Here is a 15,651-nt window from a genome sequence, read left to right on the forward strand (position 1 = left end):
TCCAGGCGGGCGATAGTGGATGAATGACCAAAATCGGGGTGCTGCTCTACCCGGGATTCACGGCCCTGGACGCGGTCGGGCCGTACGAGGTGCTCTCGCGCCTGCCCGACGCCCGGGTCGTATTCCTCGCCCACCGGGCCGGACCCGTCGTCGCCGACACCGGCGCGCTGACCATGACCGCCGAGGCGGGCCTGGCCGACCTGACCGAGCCCGACATCGTGGTGGTCCCCGGCGGCCTGCACGGCACCTACGCCGCCGCCGACGACCCGCTCCTGCTCGACTGGCTGCGCAACGCCCACGCGACCAGCACCTGGACCACCTCGGTGTGCACCGGCGCGCTGCTGCTCGGCGCCGCCGGGCTGCTCGACGGCCTGGACGCCACCACCCACTGGGCCGCCCACGACGCCCTGGCCGCGTACGGCGCGACCTACGTGCCGCGCCGGGTCGTCCGCTCCGGCCGCGTCATCACCGCCGCCGGGGTCTCCGCGGGCATCGACATGGCCCTCGAACTGGCCATCCTCGTCGCCGGCCCCGAGGTCGCCGAGAGCATCCAGCTCGCGCTGGAATACGACCCGCGGCCGCCGTTCACCACCGGCTCCCCGGCGACCGCCTCCCCCGAGGCGATCACCCACGCCACCACCCTGCTCCGCAGCGAGACCCTCCCCTGACCGGGGCGGGTCAGCCGCGGATGAGGTGCGGGATGAAGCGGGCCGTCGTGTCCGTGATCAGCCCGGCCGTCTCCCGGATGCCCAGCCCGGCCGGTTCGCCGTCGACGACCCAGGCGCCCAGCACCGTCCGGTTGCCGCCGAAGTCCGGCAGCGCGTGGAACGCCTGGTAGCACAGCCGCTCGCCCGGCTCGGCCGCCGTGCCGACCGTGTGGCCCGGCGTCACGATGCGCACGCCCGCGCCCTCCCGGCCCAGCAGCGGCTTCTCCACGTACCCGAACACGGACAGCTCGCGCGGCCCGTCCAGGTACGACGGGAGCAGGTTCGGATGCCCGGGGTGCCGCTCCCACAGGATCGCCAGCAGCGCCTTGTTCGACAGCAGCATCTTCCAGGGCGGCTCGATCCAGGCCGGCCCCTGCCCGGCCAGCGCCAGGTCCAGCGCGTACCCGCCGAAGCGGTCCGCGACCAGCCACTCCCACGGGTACAACTTGAAGATCGTGTTGACGGTCCGGTCCTGCTCGTCGACGAACCGCCGCAGCGCCGGGTCCCAGCCGATCTCCTCCACCGGCAGCAGCGTCCCGTGCAGGCCCGCCTGCTCGGCGCACTCCTGCAGGTACGCGGCGGTCATCATGTCCTCGCCGATCTCGTCGGTCAGCGTGTACGCGAAGTGCACCGGACCGCGCGGCAGGGTCGCCGCGTGCTTGCGCCACGCCGCCACCAGCCGCTCGTGCAGCGAGTTCCACTGGTCGCACCCCGGATGCAGCTGCTCCAGCCAGAACCACTGCGGCCCGGCCGCCTCCAGCAGCGACGTCGGGGTGTCCGCGTTGTACTCCAGCATCTTGGCCGGGCCGGACCCGTCGTAGCGCAGGTCGAAGCGGCCGTACAGGCTGATCTCCGTGTCCCGCCGGGCCCAGGAGCGCTCGATCAGCTCGATCACCCGGCGGTCGGTGATGCCCAGGTCGGCGTACCGGCCGGACGCCACGACGTGCCCGGCCGCGTCCAGGCACATCTCGTGCAGGTCGGCGACGGCCTCCTCTAGGGCCTCCACCTCGGCCAGCGTGAACTCGTAGTAGGCCGACTCGTCCCAGTAGAGGTCGTCCTGGCCGCGCGGGACCGCGTACACGAGCCCCTGCTCCTCGACCGTCTCGCGCCAGCCCTCACGGGGCGCGCAGGCGACGCGGCGCATCAGCCGCCGCCGAAGAAGCGGCCGCCGAAGCCGCCGCGCTCGTACGAGCCGCCGGTCGCCTTGCTGCCCGTGCCGCGACTGGAGCCGCCGTAGTACCACCGGGCGCCGGTGCCGCCCCGCTCGCACCGGGACTTGTCCACGACCGTCTTGGTGGCGTCCACGCACTCGCGGCTCTGGCCGAACGCTCCCCACCCGCAGCACGCCAGCGCCAGCGCGCCGACCACGCCGAAGGTCACATACTGGGACCGCTTGATGCCCGTTTTGGGCCGCGGCGACCCGGCGACCAGGCCCAGGCCGGCCTGGCGGCGCTGCTGGCGCACCACCTTCGACCTGCGCTTCTTCCTCGTGGACGTCATGAGCGGGCAGGCTACAAGGCTGACGCAAGTTGGCGGTAATCATGTACGGTCTGCGGCCGTGACGAACGTACTGCACGGACTGGTCGCCGCGACCACCTTCGCCGCCGTGGGCGTGGCCCTCCTGCTGGGCGGATTCCTGCTGGTCGATCTGCTGACCCCGGGTCGGCTGCGCCACCAGATCTGGACCGAGCGCAACGCCAACGCCTCGATCTTCCTCAGCTCAGCGCTTGTCGGCGTGGGCGCGATCTGCTTCACCTCGATCATCACCACGTACGACGACCTGCTGGTCGGGCTGTTCTCGACCGCCGTGTTCGGCGTGCTCGGGATGGTGCTGATGGCCGTGGCGTTCCTGATTGTCGATCTCGTCACACCGGGGCGGCTCGGCGAGATCCTCGTCGACGCGAAGCCGCACCCGGCGGTCTGGGTCAGCGCCGCGACCAACGTCGCCGTCGCCGCGATCGTCTGCGCCTCGATCTCCTGAGCCCGCCTCCGCGCCCCCGTGGGGCGTGGGTGCAGTTTCGGGGAAAGTGCAGGAATCTTGGCCGCCGTTCGTGCACTTTCCCCGAAACTGCACGAATGGCGCCACCAGCGATAACGTCATCTTTCGGGATAATCGGGCGGTGCTGCCGCCGCTGAATCCGCGACTGGTCCTGCGTCTGGTGCCGGTCGCCCTGGCGGTGCTCGCCGCCGGGGCGCTGGTGTTCGCCGCCGGGTCCGGCGAACCGCAGCCGACCGTGCTGGTCGGGGCCGGTGACATCGGCAGCTGCACCAGCAAGGGCGACAAGATCACCGCGAAGCTGCTGGACGGCATCCCCGGCACGGTGTTCACGCTGGGCGACAACGCGTACATGTCGGGCTCGCGCAGCCAGTTCCGGCAGTGCTACGCGCCGTACTGGGGGCGCCACCGCGACCGCACCCGGCCCGCCGCCGGAAACCACGACCTGCTCACCGACGGCGGCGCGCCGTACTACGACTACTTCGGCGCCGCCGCCGGGACGCCCGGCCAGGGCTGGTACTCCTACCGGGTCGGCGACTGGCTGGTGCTGGTGCTCAACTCCACCTGCGACGTCGTGGACTGCTCGGCCCGCGGGCCACAGGCGCGGTGGCTGCACCGCACGCTCCAGCAGGAGCAGGCGCGGTGCACGGTCGCGATGTGGCACCACCCTGTCTTCACCTCGGGCGGCATGCACCCGCCGGAGCAGCGCCTGCTGCCCGCCTTCCGCGAGCTGTACGAGCACGGCGTCGACGTCCTGGTCACCGCGCACAACCACAACTACGAGCGCTTCGCCCCGCAGAACCCCGACGGCATACGCGACGACGCCGCCGGGGTGCGCGAGTTCGTCGTCGGCACGGGCGGCGCCTCGCTCTACCGCTTCCCCGACGCCGTCGCCGCCAACTCCGAGTCGCGCGACGACCGCTCGTTCGGGGTGCTCAAGCTGGCCCTGCACCCCGACGGGTACGACTGGGCGTTCGTGGCCCAGCCTGGCAGCACCTTCACCGACACCGGCACCGGCCGCTGCCACTGACGGGGGCGTCCCCGGTCAGCGGCAGCGGCGGACTACTTCAGGGTGATGGTCACCGGCCTGCTGCGGTCCGAGCCGATCCGGCCGACGAGCTGATACTTGCCCTCGTCCGGAACGGGGCCGTCCGGGATCCGGTGGCGGTTCTTGCGTACGCACTCGGTGCTCGACCGGCCGTTCCACACCACCTGGAACACCCGCTCGTAGCCCGGCGCGAACTTCGCCAGCTGGTTGCCGTGCTGTGCCCCGCAGTCGTCGGAGGACCAGACCCGCTGCTCGCCGTCGAGCAGCCGCAGCTCCTGCAGGTCCGCGCCGATGTCGCGGGAGCAGGTCCGCTTCGACGAGTTCTTCACCTTCAGCGTGACCGCCAGCGGCGAGCCCGCGTCCAGGCTGGTCCGCGCGGGCACCGCGGTGACCGACAGCTCGTCGTCGGTGCACAGCTTCGGGTCCAGCTTGACCGGCCTGGGCGCCGCCCCGGCCTCGCTGGCATAGCGCACCCGGTAGATCTTCGCCTTCGCCGCGTACGGCCCGTCCTTCAGATCGTCCGGGTACAGCGCCGTGAAGTACAGCCCGTCGGCCCCGGCCGCCAGGCCCGCGACACTGGCCTTGCCGTTGCCGTTGTACTCCACCAGCGTCTTCGGGTCGTCCACCTCGCCGTCGCCGTCGAAGACGAACTCCACGATCCGCTTGCCGCGCACCTGCGGCCCCGTCGCGTACGTCGGGCCGCTCTCGGACACGAACGCGTGGTCGAGCTTGTCCTTCGGGAAGCCGGCCGACTGCCCGCCCTCCTGCTGCACGAACGCGATGTTCACCGGCCCGTGCGCGACACCCCAGTTGTACAGCGCCTTCTTGCGCATCGCGCTGTCACCGGCATACCACCCGTAGTCGGCACCGCGGGTCACCCGGGCGAACCGGTCCACCGACGGGCCGTTCTCCACCGAGTAGTGCTGGCCGTCGGCGGCCCGCCAGGCGCCCCCGAACGGGTTGCGGAAGCCCGAGGCGTACACGTAGTCCTTGGCTTTGATCCCGTCCTTGGCGTCGTAGAACGGGTTGTCCTCCGGCGCGCTGCCGTCCAGGTTCATCCGCAGCACCTTGCCCCGGAACGAATCCAGTCTGCGCGCCGTCTTCGGCTCGAACCCGTCGGCCATGTGCACGTACAGCTTGCCGTCCGGCCCGATCGTCAGGTTCGACACCTGGTGCGAGGCCTCCTGTGCCTCGTCCTTCATGTCGAGCACCGTCGTCGCCTTCGCCGCCGTGAACCCGCCGTCGTCGCTGTGGAACCGGACCACCTTCGGATAGAAGTGCGCGCCCGAGCCCGACCGGTACAGCATCGAGGCGAACACGTCGCCGCTGGCCGGTTCCACCACGATGCCGGTCAGGCCGATCTCACCGTCACCGGGCACCTTCCGGCCGCGCGGGTCGAAATTCAACAGATCCTTCGCGTACGTCCCGACGGTGAAGTCGCCGCGGACCACCTTGATCTGGCCGTACAGCTCCGTCACGTAGAACATCGGCTTGCTCGGCGCGGACCCGTGCGCGGGCACCATCGCGATGTTCACCGGCAGCGAGAAGCCCGACGCCACCTCCTCCACGACGTACCCATCCTGGAAGGTGCGCCAGATCGGCGCCCCCGGCAGCGGCTTGAGCTGCGCGTCCGTCCGGAACGTACGCACCGACCACTGGCCCCACTCCGCACGCGGATCACCGCTGCTGTCCCGGTGGCGGCTGCGGACCTCGAACGCCGTGGTCGGCGGCAGCTCCGCGGCGCCCGCGAGCGAGCCCTGGAACACCCCGTCGCCCAGGTGGGCGTGCAGTCGCTGGGCGCCGGTGATGCACTCCGACGCCCACACCCGCTCCGCCTGCGCCGGGGGCACCGTCCACACCTCCCAGTCGGTGCAGCGGTGCTCGTCGCGTACGTCCGGGTCCGCGAACGGCTGCGCCTCCATGTGCAGATCGGCACCGCTGACCAGCTGGCCGTCGGTGCTCGGCTCGCTGATGGTCGGCGCGAGCGGGGACAGGTCTACCGGCCCGGCCGGGGCGGCGGGGCGCACCAGCGCCACCACTCCGGCGGCGGCCATGACCAACGTGAGCAGGGCCGCCTCACCAGCGAGGGCGACCTTTCGGGAATTCATGATCGGCGTGATCTCCATCAGCGCGGGGGTGCTGACAACCGCGCCAGGCTACACGCCACATTTCGGACTTATGCCCCCAACACGCCGCACATCCCGGACGCATCACTCCCCCTCGGGACCGCCTCCGCACTCGAGCTCCCTGCGTGCGTGCACTTTCGGGGAAACTGCACGAATCCTCGCCCGAATTCCAGCACTTTCCCCGAAACTGCAAGATTCACTCGGGCCTACGCCGCCGAACAACCATCACCACGAGCCCAACCGCGAGAATGACGATCGTCAGACAGCCCCCGCCCAAGAAGAGTGCCGTCCGCAGCGGGAACTCGGCCCCGGGTGCGTCGATCCGGGTTGGCGCGATCTGACTGGGGGCGACGGACCTCCCTGCCGATGCACTGACTGCCGGTGCGGTGAGGGCCGCGACGAGATTCGGCACGCCGAATCCGTAGGCTGAGTCTCGTCCGGCTGGGCCCTTATCGGTTGCGGTGCTGATCAGCCGACGGATGACTTCGGTAGCAGGCATCGTCGGATACTTGGCCCGGATGAGGGCGACCATTCCCGCGACGATGGCAGCCGAGTTGGAGGTGCCGTCCGTGACCACACGCCGGTTGTCCCGCCAGGCAGTGCTGATCCCCTTCGCCGGCGCCGACAGGAGCACCTCGGGCCCGGTCACGGAACTCGACCAGAGCTGCCCGTCCGAGCCGATTCCGGACACGGCCACCACACCAGGGAAGGCAGCGGGGTACTCGATCGCCGACTTCTCCGGCTTATTGCCCGCAGAGGCGATGATGACCACGTCCTGAAGGATCGCCTTCTCCACAGCCTGTTGTAGAACCAGGTCACGGTCTACATGAGCCGCCGAAATGGAGATCACCTTAACGCCGTGCTCGACGGCCCAGTTGATCGCGCTACCCATGGCGGTCGGCGAACTCGAAACCGAGTCCGCGTATTTCAACGAGACCACGGTGGCCTTCGGAGCAATACCCCGAATCCGGCCATGGCCGACGATCAGGCTGGCCATGGAGGTGCCGTGGCCGTCATCGTCGGTCAGTCCGTCGCCGGACGCAGGGAACTGCCTGACATCAACCCCGGGTTCCACCGAGCCTCGGATGTCGGGATGGTTCGGATCGATTCCGGTGTCGATCACCGCAATCCGAACACCTTCACCTTGACTGATCTTGTGCGCAGCAGAAACATCGAGATAGTTCAGGTACCACTGGCCATCGGAGATTTTGTCTGCTCCCGCAGCAGGAGAGCCGAGAGCGGAAAGGCTCAACGCGATCGGCACCACAATCGCGGCCGCCCAGATGCGCGAGCGGAATGACGCAAATACGAAAGTCATTCCGCCCGCCTCGTGATCTTCACCTTAAGGTCATCGCTCCACGGGGTCGCCACACCTGCGAACCAGTCGACAAAGCTTTCATCTACTGCGGCCATCTCGTCGCGGCTGGCCGGACCAGGGTCGCGCGGCGCACCCTCGATCACAGGCGGAACGCCCTGGCCCACCTGCCAGATGACATCCTTACGACCCTCTCGACCAGATCCACGGGCACCCTGCTGACCGGGCCCACCGACCGGACTGGCGATCGGCATCATGCCCGTTCCGGCGGCGCCTCTGCCAGCTGTGGCACCAGCCTGCGCGGACCCAAGGCCACCAGGCGAGGGCATAGGCGCGATCCAGCCGCCACGTCCGACGCCAGGTCCGGGCAACACATATGCACCACCGCCTGGCGCGTAACGATTGCCGGGCGGCACGGGGAGAACGGAGACCGGCGAACCGGGCACTGCCGGTACTGGGTCCGGTAGGCCTTCCAGCTCAGGGCTCCCGGGCATCACCGGGTGGTGCCCGGGGACAGGAGGCGGACCTGCGGGCTTGCCAATCCGGTGCGTCTCAGGACCACCGCCGTGCGGCGAGTCGTCGTCATCGTCGTCCTCATCACGAGGCCTGGACTGCGCCTCGCGAAACTCGTACGGCTGAGGAATGATCATACGGCGACGGTGGTCGGCCACCGCCGTCTCAGCATCGGTCATGGCCTGGCGGGCCTGATCGTTGAGCTTCCCCGCCGCGTGATCCCACCACTCGGGCAGCCAGTCCGAAGTCACGCTGTCCCACTGCTCCTTGAGTGGAGACACTTTCTCCTTCGCCGTCTTCAGCGCTGTAAGCACACCGTCGAGTCCACGTGCATTGCCCACTGATGCGTAAGCGTTCTCGCCCATCGTGTCGATCAGCTTGTCCAGAAACTTGAAGAACTCGTCCGCCGCGCGAGAACGCGCTGGATCCCACACCTCAATGAGGCTGTTGCGCATGCCCGCCAGTCGGTCGTGATGCTCAGCGAGCAGCTGACCGAGGCTCTCCCATCCCTGCACCTGCTTCCAGGCGTCGGGATCGTCCTCGGTCCGAACAGAGTCCCACATCCGGGGTACATCGAATGCACCCCAGAAAGTACAAACCGCCTGGATCTCGGGCTGTTCTGTGAAAACTGTGCGGACTGGGGCAACGAATTCGCCTTTGATCACAGCAGCGTTCAGGGGCGCCACGACGGCTCGCCTTTGATCACTCATGCGATCTCGCTCCGGTGAGGCTCAGTGACCGAAGGCAGTATGAGCTTCGCCCTTACGATGGCATCCAAAAGTGTCTTCTCAATGGCATCGATCTGCCCGGCGGAGTGAGTGTCCGCGTTCGAGTAGTTCTCGAGGACCTGCTGCATAGCCTGTGCCAGAACATCTGCCGCCTCGACCTGGCGTGCACCGTTGGCCTTCGCTCGGTTCAGGGCCATGGCGACCAGTTGTCGGCTGGCGATGACCTCGCCACCTACCGTGTGCGCGCCGAAGCGCAGCCCGTTCTGCAATTCCTGGTCGGCTTTCGCCACCCCCGGCCGCAGCCCCCGGTCGACGTCAGCCTTGAGTACGTCGGCGAACATGCGCAGTTCGCCGAGGTCTACGGATACCTTGGGGCTTCCCCCGCTGCCCATGAGATCCTCCCCGCCTCCATGGATCAGCACGGAGCGTATCGAACTCAAACGGCAGCGTCGATGTTGTCCACAGGCAGGAACCGTTACCCACAGGCAGAATCCCGGGGTACGAGTAGGGCAGGACGGTGGCTCAACCGTCCTGCCCGGACTCACAGCTCACTCCTAGTTCCGCTTCCTGTCCACCCCTTTTTGCAGCCTCCAGGAAACGGCCGGCTCAACCCGGCAGCTACATCGCGACGAAAGCCGCTGGCGGTTCCACCCGTCGGGGTGACCCGTCCGCTCTGGTCGCAGGTACCGCCCACGTCACCGACGCCCGACACACGCCACTTCAACACATACATCCCGAAAATGACACAAGCTCCCAACCGGAGAACGCCGGAGAACGCCTGGCGGGGCCGGTCGGGTAGTCGGCGGCGGCCGGACGGGTGGCGCGGTGCCGACCGGTTGGCGCGGGCCGACTACGGTTGAGGCTTCGTACTCACCTTCCGAGGAGTGAACGCCTGTGGGCGGCTACGGCACCCAGGTACTGCTGGTGCTTGTCCTGATGTTGATCAACGGCGCGCTGTCGGGCAGCGAGATGGCGCTCATCTCCCTGCGCGAGTCGCAGATCCAGCGCCTGGAGCGCAGCTCGGGCGGCGGCCGGGTGCTGGCCCGCCTGTCGCGCGACCCGAACCGGTTCCTGGCCACCATTCAGATCGGCATCACGCTGGCGGGCTTCCTCGCCTCGGCGTTCGCGGCGACCTCGCTGGCCCAGCCGCTGTACAAGCCGCTGTCGTTCCTCGGCGAGGCGGCCGAAGCGGTCTCGATCATCGTGGTCACGTTGATCCTGACGTTCCTGACCCTGGTCATCGGCGAGTTGGCGCCCAAGCGCATCGCGATGCAGCGGGCCGAGAGCTGGGCGCTGCTGGCGGCCCGGCCGCTGAACTGGATGGCGACCGCGTCGCGGCCGTTCGTGTGGCTGCTCGGCAAGTCGACCGACCTGCTGGTGCGGATCGCGGGCGGCGACCCGAGGGCGGGCCGGGAGGAGATCTCGGCCGAGGAGATCCGGGACCTGGTCGTGGCACAGCGCGGGTTCACCGCGCAGCAGCGGGAGATCATCTCCGGCGCGTTCGAGATCATCGAGCGGGACGTACGCGAGATCATGGTGCCGCGCCGCGACGTGTTCACCCTGCCGGGGCGCCTGAGCACGCAGGAGGCGCTGCGGGTGCTGGCCGAGTCGGGGCACACCCGGGCGCCGGTGGTCGGCGAGGGCGGCCTGGACTCCACGGTCGGTGTGGTGCACCTGCGCGACCTGCTGAACAGCGACGGCACCGCCGCCGAGGCGGCCCGGCCGGGGCTGTTCCTGCCCGAGACGCAGTCGGTGTCGGACGCCATGCGCAAGCTGCGCCACCAGCGCGAGCAGTTCGCCCTAGTCGTGGATGAGCACGGCTCGATCGACGGCATCATCACGATGGAGGACCTGGTCGAGGAGGTCGTGGGCGAGATCTACGACGAGACCGACCGCGACGTCGAGTCGGCGGTGCGCGAGGGCGAGGGCGTCTTCCTGGTGCCCGGCTCGTTCCCGCTGCACGACCTGCCCGACCTCGGCATCGACGACGACCGTCTCGGCGAGGTCGACTACACCACCGTCGCCGGCCTCGTGCTGGACAAGCTCGGCCACATCCCGACCGCCCCGGGCGAGACCATCAAGGCACCCGGCCTGACCGCCGAGGTCGTAGAGGTGACCGGCCACACCATCACCCGGATACGGCTGCGCGCCGTCGACCGGGAGCGGCACGAGTCGGTGTAGTGATCGCCGTCTGCGGTCGGAAGACGCAGCAGGAAGACGTCTTCCGACCGCAGACATAGATCTAGGCCGTCCGGGGCCGGGCACCGGAGCCTTAACGTGATGGGCCTGGCCGGGCTGGGCGGGGCGGCGGCGCTGGCGGTGGGCACGGCGCGGCGGCGCGGGCGGGTGTGGCTGCGTGCGGCGACGGCGATGGCGGCGGTGCTGGCCTGCTTCGCGGTGCTGCCGCTGCCGGCGGGCGCCGATCCGACCTTCAAGCCGTACGCGCAGACCGACACCGCCAATCCGCGCTACTTCTACTTCTGCCGCACCGAGGCGACCTGCGCCGACGCGGCCCACGGGGCGGCGGCGCAGGGGGCGGCGGTGCGGTTCGGCATCGTGCGGGAGAAGACGAAGGCCCGGGTCAACGGCGTGGTCGACCCGGCGGTGGCGCGGCTGGAGTACCGGTCGGCGCCCGGCGGCGCCCGGCGGCTGATCCCGATCGTGGACATGTTCGGCGAACGCGGGTTCTCGTTCCGCAGCGCGAACCTGGCCGCGGGCGAGCTCACCGCGTACGCCGCCGACGGCAGCGTGCTGGCCGCGTTCTCGGCCGAGCTCACGCCCTGAGACTGCCGCAGAGTTCCACTGGCGACGGTCCGGCGACCGGCCCGCCAGCGCAGACGACCCGAACAGCCCTCCCGAGAATGTCTCGCGTCCGGCACCATGTGCGGTTGTGTCGTCGGGGTATCGAGCGGGGGTTTGACGTGATGACGGGTCGGTTCAGGCTGCGGGCGCGCGGGACGGTGGCCGCCCTGGCGCTGCTGATCGCGGCGCCGCTGCTGCTCACCGGGTGCAGCGAGGACGAGAAACCGCCGACGTTCGTGCAGACGGCCCCGTCGGCCAGCCCGTCCCCGGCGCCCGAGCCGCTGACGCTGGCGCTGAACCCGGCCGCCGACGCCAAGAACCAGCCGGTGAGCACCGAGGTCGGCACCAAGCTGACCGGCGGCCAGGTGCAGTCGGTGACGCTGACCGACGCGGGCGGCGCGAAGGTCGCCGGGAAGATGCGCGCCGACGGCAGCTCCTGGGTGCCGGACAAGCCGCTCAAGTACGGCAAGAAGTACGCCGCGACCGTGGTCGCCGCCGCGCCCGACGGCCAGACGGTGACCCAGCAGACCTCGTTCACCACCATGGCCAAGCCGGGCAAGCGCGGCGGCAGCGGCCTCTACCTGTTCGCCGACCGCGAGTACGGCGTGGCGATGCCGGTGGTCGTCGAGTTCACCAAGCCGATCGCCGACTCGGCCCGCGCGGCGGTGGAGAAGCGCCTGTTCGTCACCACCGACCCGCCGCAGCCCGGCATCTGGCACTGGACCGGCCCGCAGCAGATCATGTACCGCGCCCCGGAGTACTGGCAGCCCGGCACGAAGATCAAGGTGCGGGTGGCGTTCGAGGGCGTGCCGCTGGGCGGCGGCCGCTACGGCGACCAGGACCGCTACGGCGAGGGCAACATCAGCAAGGACAAGGTCGAGCTGTTCGTGGACAACGCCGACAAGCAGATGCGGGTGATGAAGAACGGCACCCTGATCAAGACGCTGCCGGTGAGCCTGGGCAAGGCCAGCACCCCGTCCTCCTCCGGCACGATGGTGATCATGGACAAGCTGGTCAAGACCATCTTCGACACCACCGGCCAGCCCGGCGTCGACCCACTACCGGGTCGAGATCGAGTATGCCCAGCGCCTGACCTGGAACGGCGAGTACATCCACGCCGCGCCCTGGTCGGTGCCCAACCAGGGCAAGCGCAACGTGTCGCACGGCTGCGTGAACGTGTCGATGGCCAACGCGAAGTTCCTGTTCAACCTGACCCGCATCGGCGACCCGGTCACCGTCAAGGGCACCGAGCGCCGGCTCAAGTCCGGCAACGGGTTCACCGCCTGGGACCTGACCTGGGACGAGTACGTCAAGGGCAGCGCGCTGCCGGTGCCCGCCGACCTCGCCGCGCTGGGCGGCGCGGGGGCGTCGCCGGAGCCGTCCGCCTCGGCCAGCCCGGCCCCGTCGGCCTCGCCCACGGCGTAGCACCCGTCTTCGCGAGGGGGTGCGGCCTGACCGTCGTCAGGCCGTACCCCCTCGTTCTTTTCGCCGGGCGACTCCGCCGCCGCGGAGGTGCCCGGCGTTAACGTTGGCGTGCCACAGTTTCGGCCATGCGCGACGTCGACATGCTCGTCATCGGATCCGGCCCCGGCGGGCAGAAGGCCGCCGTCGCCGCCGCCAAGCTCGGCCGCAAGGTCGCCGTGGTGGAGCGGGGTGACATGGTCGGCGGCGTCAGCGTCAACACCGGCACCATCCCGTCCAAGACGCTGCGCGAGGCCGTCGTCTACCTCACCGGCCTGAGCCAGCGCGAGCTGTACGGCCAGAGCTACCGCCTCAAGGACGACATCACCGTCGCCGACCTCACCGCCCGCACCCACCACGTGATCAGCCGCGAGGTGGACGTGGTGCGCAACCAGCTCGCCCGCAACGGCATCCGGCTGCACGCGGGCAAGGCCACCTTCGCCGACCCGCACACGGTGCACGTCGCGGGCGAGCGCAACCGCGAGTACACCATCTCCGCCGAGCACATCGTGATCGCCGCGGGCAGCCGCCCGGCCCGGCCCGCGACCGTGGAGTTCGACGACCTGACCGTCATCGACTCCGACGGGATCCTCAAGCTCGACCGGGTGCCCCGTTCGATGGTCGTGGTCGGCGCGGGCGTCATCGGCATCGAGTACGCCTCGATGTTCGCCGCCCTGGGCACCAAGGTGACGGTGGTGGAGAAGCGGGCCCGGATGCTGGACTTCTGCGATCTGGAGGTCGTGGAGGCGCTCAAGTACCACCTGCGCGACCTGGCCGTGACGTTCCGGTTCAGCGAGGCCGTCGCGGCGGTGGAACGGCACGCGCGCGGCGCGATCGCGGTGCTGGAGAGCGGCAAGACCATCGCCGCCGACACGGTCATGTACTCGGCGGGCCGCCAGGGCATGGGCGACACGCTGAACCTGGAGGCCGCGGGCCTGTCCGCCGACGAGCGCGGCCGGATCGCGGTCGACCAGAACTTCCGCACCGCGGTGCCGCACATCTACGCCGTCGGCGACATCATCGGCTTCCCCGCCCTGGCCGCGACCTCGATGGAGCAGGGCCGCCTGGCCGCCCACCACGCCTGCGGCGAGCCGGTCGGCCTCCTGTCGGCGCTCCAGCCGATCGGCATCTACAGCATCCCCGAGATCAGCTACGTCGGCCGCACCGAGGATGAGCTGACCGACAACCGCATCCCGTTCGAGGTCGGCGTGTCCCGCTACCGCGAGCTGGCCCGCGGGCAGATCATCGGCGACTCGCACGGCATGCTGAAGATCCTGGTGTCACCGGAGGACCGCAGGCTGCTCGGCGTGCACGTGTTCGGCACCGGCGCCACCGAGCTGCTGCACATCGGGCAGTCGGTGATGGGCTGCGGCGGCACCGTCGACTACCTGGTGGACGCGGTCTTCAACTACCCGACGCTGGCCGAGTCGTACAAGGTGGCCGCGCTGGACGCCACCAACAAGATGCGGCACATCGCCAGCCTGCGCGACTGAACGCCGAGGCGATGGGTCTACGATGCCGCACATGTCCGACCCTGCCGCCCCGGCCCCCGAACCGCCCGCCCCGCAGGAGCCGCCACCGGTGCGGCCGGTGCGCGAGGTCGTCAGCCGCGGGCTGATCGGCCCGGCCCTGGGGTGCTGGGCGCTGGGCATCGTGCTGCTCGCCGTCGCCGAGGCGGCCGCGCACGACGGCAGCCCCGAAGGGTTGCTGGCCTCGGTCGCGGCCGGGTCGGCGTATGTCGCGCTGACCGTGGCGATGCTGTTCACCGCCGCGGTCTTCTTCCAGCTCTACCGGGCGTACCACCGCATCCGCCACCTGGCCGCCGCCATCGGGCTCGGCCTCGGCTTCGTGCCGCTCGGACTGATCTTCTGCGCCCTGTGACGGCGGGCGTGGAACACTGGCGGTCTCGTGTCACGACCGTCCAGGAGAGCCCATGCCGATCACTCCGCCGCCCACGCTGACCGCGCTCGCCCCCGGCGTCTTCGCGTACGTCCAGCCCGACGGCGGCTGGTGTGTCAGCAACGCCGGCGTGCTGGTCGGCCGCGAGGCGGTCACCCTGGTCGACGCCACGGCGACGGTGCCCCGGGCGCTGCACCTGCGCGAGCACATCGACTCCGTGACCCCGGCCGCGGTGGGGACCCTGATCGTGACCCACCGGCACGGCGACCACCACTACGGCGCCTGCGCGGTCGCGCCCGACGCGACGGTCGTCGCCCACGAGCGCACCCGCGAGCTGCTGCTGTCCGACGGGCTGAACCTGCCCGGCATCTGGCCCGACGTCGCCTGGGGCGAGGTCGCGCTGCGGGCGCCGTCGGTCACCTTCACCGACCGGCTCACGCTGTGGGTCGACGAGCTGCGGGTCGAGCTGATCCACCCCGGTCCGGCGCACACCGCCGGGGACGCGGTGGTGTGGGTGCCCGAGCACCGGATCCTGTTCACCGGCGACATCACCTTCTCCGGGGTCACGCCGCTGTACCTGATGGGGTCGCTGACCGGGACCCTGCGGGCGCTGGACCTGCTGCGGGCCCTGGAGCCGGAGATCGTGGTCAGCGGGCACGGGCCGGTGACCGGGCCCGAGGTCTTCGACGCCAACGCGGCCTACCTGCGGTGGGTGCAGGAGCTGGCCGCCGAGGGCCGCGCCGCCGGGCGTACGCCGCTGGAGACGGCCCAGACCGCCGACCTGGGCGCGTTCAAGAGCCTGCTCGACTCCGAGCGCCTGGTGGCCAACCTGCACCGGGGGTACGCGGAGCTGTCCGGGCTGCCCGAGGCCGCCGAGCTGCCGGTCCCGGCCGTCCTGGGCGACATGGTCGTGTTCAACGGCGGCCGCATCCCCACCTGCCTGGCCTGACCCGTCCCACCCGCTCCACCCGTCTCGCGCCCGGCTCGCCACGCCCGCCGCGCCCGCCGCGGCGGGTTCGTGCAGTTTCGGGGAAAGTGCAGGAATCTTGGCGGTCT

General features: G+C 70.1%; 14 protein-coding genes and 1 pseudogene. 9 read left to right on the forward strand and 6 right to left on the reverse strand.

Annotated features, from left to right (window positions below):
* Nucleotides 1-23: 23 nt before the first annotated feature.
* A complete protein-coding gene (locus Cs7R123_RS32305; protein WP_212832180.1) occupies nt 24-668 on the forward strand; it encodes a DJ-1/PfpI family protein in 645 nt (214 codons plus the stop codon).
* Nucleotides 669-678: 10 nt separating this feature from the next.
* Here Cs7R123_RS32305 and Cs7R123_RS32310 read toward each other — a convergent pair whose 3' ends face one another.
* On the reverse strand, nt 679-1,851 hold the full coding sequence (locus tag Cs7R123_RS32310; protein ID WP_212832181.1) for a glutathionylspermidine synthase family protein: 1,173 nt from the start codon (nt 1,849-1,851) through the stop codon (nt 679-681).
* The gene (locus tag Cs7R123_RS32315) at nt 1,851-2,207 is read right to left on the reverse strand and encodes a hypothetical protein (protein WP_212832183.1); all 357 of its coding nucleotides are present in this window, start codon (nt 2,205-2,207) and stop codon (nt 1,851-1,853) included. Before Cs7R123_RS32315 ends, Cs7R123_RS32310 begins: the two co-directional genes overlap by 1 nt.
* Nucleotides 2,208-2,265: 58 nt before the next feature.
* Between Cs7R123_RS32315 and Cs7R123_RS32320 the strand changes: the two genes are divergently transcribed.
* Together Cs7R123_RS32320 and Cs7R123_RS32325 are read left to right on the forward strand one after the other, a co-directional pair.
* Nucleotides 2,266-2,688 (forward strand): DUF350 domain-containing protein, encoded by a 423-nt coding sequence (locus tag Cs7R123_RS32320; protein WP_244872278.1) that lies wholly within the window; start codon nt 2,266-2,268, stop codon nt 2,686-2,688.
* A gap of 139 nt (nt 2,689-2,827) precedes the next feature.
* The gene (locus tag Cs7R123_RS32325; protein WP_212832185.1) at nt 2,828-3,733 is read left to right on the forward strand and encodes a metallophosphoesterase; all 906 of its coding nucleotides are present in this window, start codon (nt 2,828-2,830) and stop codon (nt 3,731-3,733) included.
* Nucleotides 3,734-3,765: 32 nt separating this feature from the next.
* Here Cs7R123_RS32325 and Cs7R123_RS32330 read toward each other — a convergent pair whose 3' ends face one another.
* The 4 genes from Cs7R123_RS32330 to Cs7R123_RS32345 form a co-directional block, all read right to left on the reverse strand.
* Nucleotides 3,766-5,859 carry a sorbosone dehydrogenase family protein gene (locus Cs7R123_RS32330; RefSeq protein WP_212832187.1) on the reverse strand — a complete coding sequence of 698 codons (2,094 nt, stop codon included), beginning with the start codon at nt 5,857-5,859 and terminating at the stop codon, nt 3,766-3,768.
* Nucleotides 5,860-6,073: 214 nt separating this feature from the next.
* Nucleotides 6,074-7,195, reverse strand: a complete 1,122-nt coding sequence (locus tag Cs7R123_RS32335; RefSeq protein WP_212832189.1) for a S8 family serine peptidase — start codon at nt 7,193-7,195, stop codon at nt 6,074-6,076.
* Nucleotides 7,192-8,391: a hypothetical protein gene (locus tag Cs7R123_RS32340; RefSeq protein ID WP_212832191.1), complete on the reverse strand. Its 1,200-nt coding sequence runs from the start codon at nt 8,389-8,391 to the stop codon at nt 7,192-7,194. The genes Cs7R123_RS32335 and Cs7R123_RS32340 overlap by 4 nt, the downstream gene beginning before the upstream one ends.
* 20 nt (nt 8,392-8,411) lie before the next feature.
* Nucleotides 8,412-8,855, reverse strand: coding sequence for a hypothetical protein (locus Cs7R123_RS32345; RefSeq protein ID WP_212832193.1), 444 nt, complete (start codon nt 8,853-8,855; stop codon nt 8,412-8,414).
* 472 nt (nt 8,856-9,327) lie between these two features.
* Between Cs7R123_RS32345 and Cs7R123_RS32350 the strand changes: the two genes are divergently transcribed.
* From Cs7R123_RS32350 to Cs7R123_RS32375, 6 genes and pseudogenes are all read left to right on the forward strand, one after another.
* Complete coding sequence (locus Cs7R123_RS32350) at nt 9,328-10,614, forward strand: hemolysin family protein (RefSeq protein WP_212832195.1); 1,287 nt, start codon at nt 9,328-9,330, stop codon at nt 10,612-10,614.
* 99 nt (nt 10,615-10,713) lie between these two features.
* Entirely contained in the window at nt 10,714-11,217 is a 504-nt protein-coding gene (locus Cs7R123_RS32355; protein WP_212832197.1) for a hypothetical protein, read from the forward strand.
* Between the two features lie 140 nt (nt 11,218-11,357).
* A pseudogene (locus tag Cs7R123_RS41155) lies at nt 11,358-12,660 on the forward strand (Ig-like domain-containing protein).
* 125 nt (nt 12,661-12,785) lie between these two features.
* Nucleotides 12,786-14,189 carry a Si-specific NAD(P)(+) transhydrogenase gene (gene sthA / locus Cs7R123_RS32365; RefSeq protein WP_212832198.1) on the forward strand — a complete coding sequence of 468 codons (1,404 nt, stop codon included), beginning with the start codon at nt 12,786-12,788 and terminating at the stop codon, nt 14,187-14,189.
* 31 nt (nt 14,190-14,220) lie between these two features.
* A complete protein-coding gene (locus tag Cs7R123_RS32370) occupies nt 14,221-14,577 on the forward strand; it encodes a hypothetical protein (protein ID WP_212832199.1) in 357 nt (118 codons plus the stop codon).
* Nucleotides 14,578-14,629: 52 nt separating this feature from the next.
* A complete protein-coding gene (locus Cs7R123_RS32375; protein ID WP_212832200.1) occupies nt 14,630-15,544 on the forward strand; it encodes an MBL fold metallo-hydrolase in 915 nt (304 codons plus the stop codon).
* The last annotated feature ends 107 nt before the right edge of the window (nt 15,545-15,651 follow it).

The organism is Catellatospora sp. TT07R-123, assembly GCF_018327705.1.
Lineage (GTDB): Bacteria > Actinomycetota > Actinomycetes > Mycobacteriales > Micromonosporaceae > Catellatospora.